The organism is Flammeovirga aprica JL-4 (assembly GCF_012844305.1).
Classification (GTDB): domain Bacteria; phylum Bacteroidota; class Bacteroidia; order Cytophagales; family Flammeovirgaceae; genus Flammeovirga; species Flammeovirga aprica.
The window spans coordinates 1-12,876 of record NZ_JABANE010000027.1; the positions used below are offsets into that span (position 1 = coordinate 1).

Consider the following 12,876-nt stretch of genomic DNA (forward strand, 5'->3'; position numbering starts at 1 on the left):
GAAAAACATTACTATAAATGTGGTAATTTTAGTAACGGATGTAGCTAGATCAACCTAAAATAGCCATCACCAATACTTTCGCTCGTTTGCTTTCTGAAGAGATGTTGATGATTATTGATCAAATTTCAAAAAACTGGTCTTTTCTTACCGCAAAACAAAAATATGAGGTCTTGCAAAGTTATTTTCCTCAGATAGAATTAAGAGTAAAGTTAGGGTTGATCGCTTCTTTTTTAGGGATTTCACAAGAGACTTTGAGTAGATTGAGAGCTCAGAAATAGTTTTTGATATAGATCAAAAAATCACATTTTTTCTACCTATACCTTTGAACTATCAACATAATACACCTGACAGAACATGAAATTATTGCATAAATCACTTTTCTATTCTTTACTATTCAGTATTGGAATCCAATCTTGTAAAACCATCAATACACAAGATCAGGATGTAGAAGTTCAACTGTCTGCTGTTTCTTATAATGGAAATATCAAACAGATTATAGACAACAATTGCTTTTACTGTCATTCGGGTGAAAGCCCAAGTGCGGGAATGGACCTTACCACTTATGATAATCTAGTAGAAGCTGTAAAAAACAGAGGTCTTCTCAATAGAATCAACAATGCTTCTAACCCAATGCCTCAAAGCGGTTTGATGATGAAAGAGGACCGCTTAAAGTTGAAGGAATGGGCAGAAAAGAATTTCCCATTAGAAGCCAATACTAATTCAATTACTGTAAAAACACCAACTATGTATTATAAAGCCCCAGAATTAACCCCAATCAATATTGATAATGAAGGATTTGATTTTATGACCAAAATGCAAGGACATTGGGTAGGAGATATCTTTCTCTTAGGTCAAAAGATTCCTTGGTTTGCCTTTGACTTTAGAGCGATCAACACTTCCCAAATTCATGGTTTATTTGAAGGTGGAACCATGGGAAACCTGTTCAATACTTTCTTTGTCGCTGAATATAAAGGAGTGAAAACAATCATGCTCAGAAACGGCGGAATCTTAGCAGATATCTATCGTACAAGTTACTTTGTATTAACCGAAGCTGAAAACAACGAATACCTTTTTGTAGATGCTTATGGTGGAAAAGACATTATGTGGGTAAAGGTGAGTTTTAAAGATAATAAAATGAAAATGGTTTCATACACCAGTAGAATGGGGTCCAACAAACCTAGTAAACACATGGAGTTTAATGGCTCACTTCTACATTCTGATTTAGCCCAAAAAGCATCTGAAAAATATAATTTCCCTACGAAAGAAGTAGTAAAACGTTTTCCAAATGGAATGCCTTTGGCAGATTGGGGAGAGCAATACCCTGTAGTGACGTCAGCAAGTTATATGATGCAGGCAGGGAACAAGAGTTATGCTGAATTAGGAGAGTTAGCACAAGACCCAATTCAAATTAATGATATTGAAAATATTGCAACAGTAGATTTATCCTTCAAAAGATCAGATTTGAGTAAAGACAATAAGATCAGTGTTTACTTATCAAGAGAACCGTTGACGGATAATAATGGGAACTTCAAAACAGAGTACGGCTATATCTCAGAAAAAATGATGAATGAAGTACTTCTTTTCCCTGAAATCTCAAAAAGCCAAAATAACTTTCAATTGACTTATCTTCATGAAGGAAAATGTTATCTGACTTTCGTGATTGACAATAACCAAGACATGACACCAGGAAAAGGAGATTATTACAGTGAAAGTCTAGCATTGGATTTGAAAGCTGGAAAACCTTTAAAAATTGAAGTGGATAATATTTTGAAGACGATCCAATAATTTATCTTACTACTGTAGAAGTTTTGTAGTACCTCCCCATTGGCATTGAAGGGAAAAGCGTTAAGAATTTTATGAAGAGAGCCGTTAAAAATGATTTTTTTGTTTGAGCAAAGCGAGTTTAAAATCATTTAGGCGAAAGGAATAAAATTTAGCTTTTGCCTTCATAGCCTTGAATTTTTGCTTCGTTTTGTTTCAAGACAAAATGAAGAAGAAGGAAGTTTGAAAGTAGGACCTCTATGGTTTTATAAGACAATAAATACAGCTAATCCCTCCCATTAATTTGACTTTAACCAAATAAATAGCTAAATAGTAGTGTCGAAACAAAAAAAGCTATTATAACCAAATTGACTACTGTTTAATTTAAAATTTTCATTAAGATGAAAACGATTAGTCATGTGCTGTTATTAGCAGTACTTTTGGTATCCCTTAGCTGTCAGAATCAATCCACAAAAAAAGAATCTACTATACCAACTCTTAAAGAAGCATTTGAAGGAAAGTTTCTCTTAGGCACTGCTTTGCATGTAGATCACACCAATGGAGTTCGCAAACAATCCGCTGATTTAGTAGAACAACAATACAATTCTATTGTCGCCGAAAATTGTATGAAACCTGAAGAAATCCATCCTTCTAAAGGCGTTTACAATTTCAAAGAAGCCGATCAATTCGTTGAATACGGAGAGAAAAACAATATGTTTATTGTTGGGCATACGTTGGTATGGCACTCTCAAGTTCCTGATTGGTTCTTTTTGGATGATGAAGGAAATACTGTATCTAGAGAACAGCTGATTGAAAGAATGAGAGATCACATTCATACCGTAGTTGGAAGATACAAAGGAAGAGTACAGGCATGGGATGTGGTCAATGAAGCAATTGATGATAAAGAAGGACTTCGTAAAAGTAAGTGGCACCAAATTATTGGTGAAGATTTTATTGAATTAGCTTTCCAATTTGCTCATGAGGCAGACCCTGATGCTGAGTTATATTACAACGACTATTCTTTGATTTTACCCCACCGAAGAGCAGAAGCTGTCAAATTAGTTAAGAACCTGATCGATAAAGGCATCAGAGTGGACGGTATCGGTATGCAGGCACATTATGGTATTGATTATGTAAAAATTCCTGAGTTTGAAAAGAGTATTACAGATTTTGCATCACTTGGTGTAAAAGTGATGTTGACAGAATTGGATATCTCTGTTTTACCTTTCCCAACGGAAGAAATCTCAGCAGAAATCTCTCAAAAATATGCGTTGGTACCAGAGTTTGATCCTTATACTTCTACGCTTCCAGATAGTATGCAGGCCAAATTGGCTCAAAACTATGTAGACCTTTTCAAAGTGCTTTTAAAGTATCAAGAGAAAATAGGAAGAGTAACGTTTTGGGGCGTGAATGATGCTCATACTTGGAGAAACAATTGGCCGATTGAAGGGAGAACGGATCATCCATTACTTTTTGATCGAAACAACCAACCTAAGAAAGCTTATCATGCAGTATTAGAATTGGCAAATTCACCAACAAAAGGGTAAATAATTACTAGAATAAGCGGTGATCACGATGAATAATGAATCAAATCCTACTTGAAATTTTATAAATGAGTTTATTCTCTGTATAATTATAGAGTACGATATGAAATGAATTCGTGATCACTTTTTATCATTTAGATAATAACCTTCACTTCAGTACTGATTTATGAATTATTATTTACTATTACTTTTAACTTTTTTATCCCTATCGGTTCACGGCCAGCAAAACGACTTTATTCAACTGAATTTAAAAGCCGATGGAAGGCCAATAACAGATATCAATAAAGATCAGCAAGGCTTTTTATGGGTGGGGACTTTTGGAAATGGTATTTATAGGTATGATGGGTTGAATTATGAATTGTTCAACTACACCTTTTCTGATTCCTCCAAAATCAATGATAATTTTATAAGATGCTCGATTATTGACCAACACCAACAGCTTTGGGTAGGAACCAATAAGGGGATCAGTTATTTTGATGCCCAAAAAGATAAATTTACAGCAGTTTATATTCCAAGTGAAATAGATGTTGTGACCTTCGGAATGATCGAAACTCCTGATCATTCGCTACTTTTAGCCACTAACACGAAAGGAATTTATATAAAATCAAAAGAGAACAAGATTGATTTTTATCCTTTGAATCTCACTATTGATGAGTACTTTAAAATTACCTCAATTGCTACAAAAGATAATAAACATTACTATTTAGCGACCAATCAAGGACTATTTGTTTTTGATTATGTTTCTAAATCATTTTCGAAGGTAAAACACCAAAACTTACCTTCTTCTATTAGCATTCAGAAAGTATATTTTTCAGAGGATGGAACACTTTGGATTGGAACAGTGGAGTCGGGTATTTATACCATAAAAGAAGACAAAGTGACGGTTTACCCAATAACCACAACACGTATCATGGATTTTTGTGAAAGTGATTGGGGTGTTTTTGTAGCTACTGAAAACGATGGAATCTTTATTTTTGATCAGAAAAATGGAAAGCAATACACTCATTTGGAGAGTAATGCCAAAGAAAATAATTCTCTCTCTTCTAATTCAGTTTGGTCGTTATATGCTGTTGATCAATCCAAAATATTGATTGGTTATTATGAGTTTGGAATAGGATTGTTTGATCCCAATTTTTATAAATTCAAGCATTTGATCCACGATCCTTATAATAAAAACTCATTGGCTACTTCTTCTGTCAATAGTATTATTTCAAATCAAAAAAATAAACTCTGGATAGGACAAGATGGAGGAGGAATCACGGTTTACGATCAAAAAAGAAATCAATTTACCTCAATCAATACCCTTCAAAATAACCTCTTTAAAGGATTAGGGAGTGATGCCGTTCAATCTGTTTTTAAGGACAGCAAAGGACAGACTTGGGTCGCTACTTGGGGCAATGGTATTTACTTGCTTCCCAAACATCAAACCTCATTTATCAACTACACTAAAGACAACTCTGATTTGTCTTCAGACCGTGTGATTTTCTTTGATGAAGACAGTAAGGGGAGAATTTGGATTGCCACTTTTGATAGAGGAGTCAACTATTATGATCCCCAAGACAATCAAATCCATTACCCTAATTACGGAGAGTTTGTGTCCAATAGTTTGTCGACGAAAGACGTGAGAAACGTTTGTATAGATCATCAGGATAATGTGTGGGTGGGAACGACAGAAGGACTGTTTTTTATAGATACACATTATCAAGAATTTAAAGTTCAAAAGGTACTTGATCAGCAGTTGGGTGGGGATAATATATTATCGCTTTATATCAGTAGTGCACAACAATTATGGATTGGAACCGATGGGGCAGGGTTGTTTAAGTACGATTTGAAAACTCAAGAATTGTCGCCTTACTTCAGTAATAATAAGGTGGACAGGAAGGTGATTTGTGGTATTGCGGAAGATAAATCCGGTAACATTTGGTTGACTAGTAAAAACGGAATTGCGGTCATTCAGAAGTGGAACGATTCTATCCGTTACTTCTCTAAAAAAGATGGTTTGGTGTCTGAAACTTTTAATTATAATGCTATTGATTATGATGCGGTCACCAATACAATCTATACAGGATCTATTGAAGGTTTAAATTACATCAACGCTTCCATCATTCAGCCTCAAGAGTGCGATGCCGAAATTTTCTTTAATTCAATAAGCATACATCAAACTAATTTTCAGAATGATATAGAACAAATCAAAAAGAAAATCAAGGATGGGGAGGAGATAACATTGTCACAAGAGGAGAACATTTTCTCTATTAATTTTACAGGAATTGACTTTCCATATTCAGATAAAATCGACTTCGCTTATTACTTAGAAGGACCTGAAAAATCATGGAATTATGTAGGAGCTGTCAGAAATGTGACCTACACTTCTTTGCCAAGAGGAGAGTATGTTTTCCATTTAAAAGGAATGGATAATAATGGTGTTTGGACGCCAGAGAAGACGATTAAAATCAAAGTCTTGCCGTATTGGTACCAATCCAATCTAGCTATTTTACTATACATATTATTGTTCTTGTGTGGCCTTTTCATTTTGAATAGATTGATGAAGGCAAGAGTACAAATTTTGGAGGAAGCCAAAGGTGAGCGAGAAAGACGATTGCAGGAAGAGGAGTTGACAAAGGCAAAACTTCAGTTCTTTACGAACATTTCCCATGAGTTTAGAACGCCACTGACATTGATTTTGAATCCAATTTCAGATATGATTTCCGGTCAGTTTTCTACTCAACAATTAAGGGAAAAGAATGTCTCTATTTACAGAAATGCGCTTCGCTTAAAACACCTTATAGATGAGTTGATGGATTTTAGAAAGTTGAATTCTAAGAATATTAGCTTGAAAACTCAATTGCTCAATCCAGAAGAAGCCATTGAAGAAGCGATTTTATTCTTTGAAGAAGAGGCAGAAAGTAGACAGATTGAAATTTCCATTACAAGAGATTATAATAAAGAAATCAAAATCTATTTGGATGAAAGTATGATTGAGAAGATCATCTTTAACCTCTTTTCAAATGCGTTTAAATTGATGGACCAAGAAGGAGAAATCAATATTAATCTTTCGCTTGTGGAGCATTACTTAAGGATTTCAGTACGCGATACAGGGCCTGGTATCCCAAGCGAAAATTTAGATAAAGTATTCGATCGTTTTTATCAAGTTGATTCACATCAAGATGCTTATTATGGAGGTACGGGTGTTGGTTTGGAAGTAGTAAAACAGTTTGTGGAATTACATAAAGGGAGGATCTCGGTAGAGAGTAAAGTGAATGTGGGGACGACCTTCCATCTTGATTTCCCAGTGGGGAAAGAGCATCTTTCAGCAGATCAGATTTTTGATAAAGAAGCTTTGAACAGAAAGAAATATGTGCTGGCTGTAGGAAAGCATAAATCTACGGCTACTACTCCTTCTTCCTCTAGCAAAAAACAATCTGTATTACTTGTTGAAGACAACTATGAGTTACGTTCTTACTTGAGGGAAGCATTACAAGAACACTATCAAATAGTGGAAGCTTCGGATGGTGTGAATGCTTTGGAAATCTTAGAAAGCAGGAATATAGATATTATTATTTCTGATGTAATGATGCCGAATATGGACGGTTTCACATTGTGTGAGAAAGTAAAAACAAACCTCAAAATCAGCCATGTTCCTATGATCCTTCTGACTGCCAAAAATGATCAGGAAGATAAGATCAAAGGGATTCATTTGGGTGCAGATGCGTATATCCAAAAGCCTTTTGATTTGGAGTTGTTGCATGTTACCATCAATCAATTATTGAAGTCAAGACAAGTGATTTTTGATCGCTTTATTGGTAAATACCAAGAGGAAGGGTTTGAACAAACAAATACCACTAGCGTCGATCAAGAGTTCTTAAAAACCATTACTGATTATATTTATGAAAACCTTTCTGATACGAATTTGAACGTAGAACAATTGGCTGAAGTACTACATTTGAGTAGAAGTCAGTTGTACAGAAAAATCAAAGCTTTGACAGGTTTAACAGCTACTGTCTTTATTAAGAGAATTCGATTGGAACAAGCCCGCAAATTGATATTGGCAGGGAATAATAATATGAGTGAAGTCGGCTATCAAACCGGTTTTTCTTCTCCATCTTATTTCACGAAATGTTATAAGGAGCATTTCAATATCCTGCCTACTCAGGAAATGAAAGAGATGGAAGATTAGCAACAAGAAACATATTTATTGTAAAGAAGAACTCGGTATTATATCGAGTTTTTTTCGTAGACCCACAACTGAAGTTGTGGGCTTATGGGAAGCTATTCCGTTTTTTATTTTTCACCTTAAAATTTTGAGTTGCTGAGTTGGAAGGAGTGGTAATACAATTGATCTACAAAAGTAAAATGAGGTGTCTTCCCATAAGCCCATAATTTCAATTATGGGTCTAAAAAAAGGAAGCAGGTTACAAAAGAAATAAACTTGAAATGATGCACTAATGTATAGCCACAATGCATTGTGGCTCAAGAACCACCATAAAAAACACTTTACTTATCTATCGAATATTCATCAACTAAATCACAACACGTTTTTAAAATGATTTTTTTAAGTGATACCCCTAAAATAAATGAAGCGCACCTTGTGAAAAATGTTGCAGAACGGCCTCTCAGCGTCATTATTGATAAATTTAGCTTCATTTTTATTATTTGTATAAAGTACAATTATACAACTTGCAGTATGAAAAAAAAGTCAAGCGAACAAAATGTTCACTCTAGGAAATTAGTAGTACTAGAGGTCTTGGTTATAACTAGTTTGGTTGGTCTTATTATTCTTTTTGTGTCATTGACATAGAAAATAAGCCAACAGTTTCGACACAATTAACAAGCCTATTGAAGGCATATTTTTTTACTATTATAAAGTTGATGAATAAAATGAAAAGGACTTTTACTTAAAAATATTTCGACTTCTGATGTATGCTAACTCTTACTATTCACTGTATTTTGAAAGTTTCTCAGTAAACCCACAAATACAGCTTCTGATGAATTTAACATAGAACATGAAATGAACAATTACTTATGTAGGGTAGGTGTTTCGAATAAGGTACGCCTCCTGATAACTCTATTTTGCATTCTTCTATTTCCTAAACTTCTCTATGCTCAAGATGCAAAAATCATTAAAGGTGTTGTTGTTGATAGCAGTAATGACATGCCCTTACCAGGTGTAAATGTCTACATCGTAGGGACTACTATTGGAACAATAACCAATTTTGATGGTGCTTACTCAATTGAAGTACCTGTAAATAAAACAGAGTTACGTTTTAAGTATATCGGGTATATTGAGAAAACAATATCCATAGGAACTAAAGCAGAAATCAATATTTCACTTAATGAAGATGTGAAACAATTGGAAGAAATTGTAGTGGTAGGCTATGGTACCCAAGAAAGAGCTAAAGTGACGGGTGCTATTGCAACGGTAGATTCAGAACTGATTACTTCTACTCCTGTTTATACTGCAGATCAGGCTTTACAAGGTAGAGCCACGGGTGTTTCAGTAACCAATAATGGTTCACCTGGTAGTGACCCAATCGTACAGATTCGTGGTGTGATGGGTACCAGTGGAAATAATCCGCTTATCGTTGTAGATGGAATTATTGTACAAGGTTTGGGTGATTTGAACCCCTCGGATATTGAATCCATGTCGGTACTGAAAGATGCCTCCACTACGGCTATTTATGGTGCTCAGGGTGCCAATGGTGTAGTAGTGGTTACGACCAAAAAAGGTAAATCAGGTGATATCAAAATTGACGTTGATGGCTATAGAGGTGTGCAATCTGTCCAAAACCAAAATGATGTAATGTCCCGTGATGATTATATCGCTTACTCTAAAATGTGGGGCAATGCAGCTGAAGGACGATTGGATAATCCTAAATATGCTGATATCAGTAAGTATAATACGAATTGGCAAAATGAAATCTTCCAGCAAGGTATTATAGAGAATTATAATATTGGATTATCTGGAGGTGGTGAGAACACCAATTACCGTATCAGTGGTAATTATATGAACCAAGAAGGGGTGTTGAAAAATACAGGAATTGAACGTTTTATGTTCAGAGCAAACTCTAACTATACCAAAGGAAAATTAAAAGTAGCACAGACGTTCTCGGTTTCTAGTACAGAGAAAAAGCCAGAACAAACTAGTGCAGGACGTTCAGCATTAGAACATGCGATCAAAATGCCTCCTTACCTTACCGTTTACAATGCAAGTAATCTAGGTGGTTATCAAGGTACAGATATTCAATTGGATGGTCAAGATGCAGAAAACCCAGTGAGAGTATTGGAGCACACTGAAATCTCTAACCGAAGAGTGAACTTAATGGGTACGCTTTCCGCAGAATTAGAATTATTCCAAGGGTTCTCCATCAAGGGACAAGGTGGTATTGATTACTTCAATTATACCAACGAATTATTCTCTCCTTCTTATGATGATGGATCAGCATTGGCTCGCCCTAACCGATCATTGATAGAAAAAGGATATGGTTCACATGCGATGATGACATTGATCGGTCAGGCCAATTACAGCCGTCAATTCGGAAAGCACAATGTAAATGCAGTGTTAGTAGCAGAGCGTATTGAAAAGAAAAATATGAATGCGGGTACATCAAGTTTTAATGAGATCACAAACGAAATCAAGAACACAACCAATACAGATCTTACAGGTGGTTCTTTCGCGGTAGATTATGGAAAACTAGGGTATTTGGGTCGTGTGAATTATGATTATGATGGAAAATACTTATTCGCAGCGTCATACAGACGTGATGCCTCTTCAAGATTTGGTGCTAACAACAGATGGGCTGGCTTTTACTCTTTATCGTTAGGTTGGAATGTGTTGGATGAAGCATTTATCCCTGAAACCAACTGGATGTCTCAATTAAAACTAAGAGGTAGTTACGGTTCAGTAGGTAATGACAATATTGGTGATTACAGATACTCCGCTTCTATTGTTTCAGGAAATCACCGTTATGTATTTGGTGGAGCGAATGGCGTTTATCAAGCCTTTGGTACAACTGCAGGTAACTTGCCAAACCCAGATTTGAAATGGGAAACTACTTATATGACCAATGTTGGTGTGGATTTAGGATTCTTTGAAGACCGTCTGACTTTATCAGCTGAATATTATAAAAATGAGAGTGATGACCTTTTGATCAATGTAAGACAAGTGTCATCGATTGGTGGGGTAAATGCTACTCAAGCTAAAAACGCAGGTTCAGCACAAGTAAGCGGTTTTGAATTTAATTTAGGAGTAAAAAATCAGGAAAAAGAATTGCAGTGGGCTGTAAATATGAACATCAGTACCATGCAAAACAGAGTGAATGATTTAGGCGGTGAAACACTGTTTGAAGGCTATTACGAAAATAACGGATCTATTTTGAGAAGTGTTGAAGGAGAGCCATTAAGACATTTTTACGGTTATCAAACGGTAGGTATCTTTAGATCATGGGAAGAGATTTATACTTCTCCAATTCAAACCTCTAACACTGCTCCTGGAGACATAAAATTCAGAGATATTTCAGGACCTGACGGTGTACCTGATGGGGTAATTGATCATCATGACAGAACCATTATTGGTAACCCTACACCAGATGTTGTTTTTGGTTTGAATATGGATTTCAATTACAAAAACTTTGATTTGAACATCTTCTTCAATGGTACTTATGGCAATGAAATTTACAACACTACAAGATGGTACTTGGAAGGCGGTCAACGTTTCTTCAATGCCAATCCTATGATGTTGAATGCTTGGACTCCTGAGAATCCAGATTCAGATGTGCCAAGATTAAACGAGTCGGGTGACAACTTAAGAACTTCAGATCGCTTTGTAGAAGACGGTTCTTATATCCGATTGAAAAACGTGACATTGGGCTATACTTTACCGAAGAATGTATTATCAAAATACATCTCTAGATGCAGGTTCTATGTGAGTGGTCAAAACCTATTTACAATTACAAATTACTCAGGTTTAGATCCTGAAGTAGGTGCAGCGGCTGCAAGTGGCAATAACCCTGCAGAGACTGGAATTGACAGAGGTAATTACCCAACTCCTGTTACAATCATTGGCGGTTTACAATTAAACTTCTAGAATCATGAACACAAGAAACTCTATATATTTATCATTATTGATGATCGTTTTTGGAAGTAGCTGTAGTACAGATTTCCTCAACATCTCCAATCCAAATGAACTGACAGAAGACACTTATTTTAAGAATAAATCACAGTTGCAATCTTCTGTAGATGCCTCTTATGTCAACCTTCAGTCCAAAGGACTTTACATCCGTCATTTATTTTTTATGAATGATAATATGGGACATGAAGTAGACCTCAATCCTCAGCATGAAGCAGACAAACGTCAGTATTATAATTTTACGTTTGACTCCAATCACGAAGGTATTTTTACCTATTGGGACAACTGTTTCAGAGGAATTAATAAAGCGAATTTTGTGATCTCAAATAAAGATAAGTTTGAGAATGTAACACAAGGTGATATTGATAAAGCACTAGGAGAAACGCACTTTATGAGAGCCTTTTACTATCATTTATTAGTGACGCGTTTCGGTGGTGTACCGATCTACCCTGAGTTGACTTCAGTGCCAAATCCAAGAGCTACAAAAGAAGAAGTATATCAATTTATTTTAGAAGATTTAGAACTAGCCGCTTCACTTTTACCTACTCAAGGAGCTACTGATGGAGGTAGAGCAACGGCAGGCGCGGCATGGTCATTAAAAGGAAAAATGCACTTGTTCAGAAAAGAATGGCAAGAAGCAGCGAATGCTTTCCAAAATGTGACGGGCTATACATTGGTGGCTGATTATATGGATAACTTCTTGGAGGAAACAGAATATAATTCAGAGTCAGTATTTGAGGTAGGTTTCACACGTGAGTTTGGTTGGTCAGACCAAGATACTTGGTGGGTAGAAGATGCTTCAGGAATGCAGTTTGTTTCTTTGAGAGGGCAAGAATACGGTTGGAACGACTGGTTCAACTCTTATCCTGGAGACGATCTTTTGGACGAATATGAAGCGAATGATCCTCGTTATACAGCCAATTTTTATACGGACGGTGAGTTATTCAATAATGGAACTGAAGTTGTAAGTCTGCCAGACCACAGAGCGGCATGGAAGAAATACCAGAACTATTACCAACGCCCTAAGGAAGAGATTGCATCAGGAATCAATCACAGAGTCATTCGTTATTCAGATGTATTATTGATGTGGGCTGAGGCTGAAAACGAATTAGGAAATGCTTCAAAAGCCATTGAACTGATGAACCAAGTGAGAGCAAGAGTAAATATGCCTTTGTATGGTTCTAGTGAAATGAACGCTACTTATCCTGTAGGAAGTAAGTCAGAGATTTTCCAAGCGATTATTCACGAAAGAAAAGTGGAATTGGCAGGGGAGCAAGTGAGGTTCAATGATCTATTAAGATGGGATTTAGCATCAACAGTTTTAGCAGGAACAGGCTTTGTCGCTGGTAAGTCAGAATTACTTCCTATTCCTCAAAAAGAGATTGATGTGAATCCAGAAATCTCAGCAGCAGATCAAAACCCTGGCTACTAATAGTGTCTTGTCAAATT

General features: G+C 36.0%; 5 protein-coding genes. All 5 read left to right on the top strand.

Translation table 11 applies throughout. From position 1 onward, the window contains the following. Window positions 1-354: 354 nt before the first annotated feature. The 5 genes from HHU12_RS11820 to HHU12_RS11840 all read left to right on the top strand — a co-directional run bounded on the left by HHU12_RS11820 (window position 355) and on the right by HHU12_RS11840 (window position 12,859). A complete protein-coding gene (locus HHU12_RS11820; protein WP_169656953.1) occupies window positions 355-1,785 on the top strand; it encodes a hypothetical protein in 1,431 nt (476 codons plus the stop codon). Between the two features lie 377 nt (window positions 1,786-2,162). Continuing rightward, the gene (locus HHU12_RS11825; RefSeq protein ID WP_169656954.1) at window positions 2,163-3,308 is read left to right on the top strand and encodes an endo-1,4-beta-xylanase; all 1,146 of its coding nucleotides are present in this window, start codon (window positions 2,163-2,165) and stop codon (window positions 3,306-3,308) included. A 163-nt stretch (window positions 3,309-3,471) separates the two neighbouring features. Then, window positions 3,472-7,479: an ATP-binding protein gene (locus HHU12_RS11830; protein ID WP_169656955.1), complete on the top strand. Its 4,008-nt coding sequence runs from the start codon at window positions 3,472-3,474 to the stop codon at window positions 7,477-7,479. An 831-nt stretch (window positions 7,480-8,310) separates the two neighbouring features. Further along, a complete protein-coding gene (locus HHU12_RS11835; protein WP_169656956.1) occupies window positions 8,311-11,385 on the top strand; it encodes a SusC/RagA family TonB-linked outer membrane protein in 3,075 nt (1,024 codons plus the stop codon). 4 nt (window positions 11,386-11,389) lie between these two features. Beyond that, a complete protein-coding gene (locus HHU12_RS11840) occupies window positions 11,390-12,859 on the top strand; it encodes a RagB/SusD family nutrient uptake outer membrane protein (RefSeq protein WP_169656957.1) in 1,470 nt (489 codons plus the stop codon). The last annotated feature ends 17 nt before the right edge of the window (window positions 12,860-12,876 follow it).